Consider the following 443-nt stretch of genomic DNA (forward strand, 5'->3'; position numbering starts at 1 on the left):
TTCATATTTTGTTTCGTTCAGTTCCAAATATCGATTTGTCAAAAGCTATTAACAGCTACAAAAGTGTTAGTTCTCGTTTCGTAAAACGTGATTTCCCTCGGGTAAAACAGTACCTTTGGAAAGAGATGTTTTGGTCTCGAAGTTATTGCCTTTTGACAACGGGCGGTGCGCCTATCGAGACAATTCGAAAATACATTGAGTCTCAAGGAAAATAATCCTAATTAACTCTCTGAGAAAGGTGGTGAACAAAATGACCAGGAAAAAGGCAGTTAAAGTATTTCGGAAACAAAAGAAACTTGAAAACATTCAAAGGTTCACTCAAAAACAGAATCTCGGACGATCTTGCCTTGCCGCAAAAGAATTCCGGTTGCTTCAACGCATGACTCATAGTTCAAAAGCGTTGCGAAACGTCGGGTTATACGCGATAAAGCAATGCTACTTGA

At 39.1% G+C, this 443-nt stretch carries 1 protein-coding gene and 1 pseudogene; both read left to right on the forward strand.

Features of this window, described 5'->3' with window-relative positions; all coding sequences use genetic code 11:
* A partial coding sequence (gene tnpA, locus HHO41_RS22105; RefSeq protein ID WP_169102746.1) for an IS200/IS605 family transposase occupies positions 1-215 on the forward strand: 215 nt, incomplete at its 5' end.
* Positions 216-250: 35 nt separating this feature from the next.
* Positions 251-443, forward strand: a pseudogene (locus HHO41_RS22110) (RNA-guided endonuclease TnpB family protein); the annotation flags it as partial.

This window comes from Bacillus sp. DNRA2, from assembly GCF_012843265.1.
Lineage (GTDB): Bacteria > Bacillota > Bacilli > Bacillales > Cytobacillaceae > Bacillus_BU.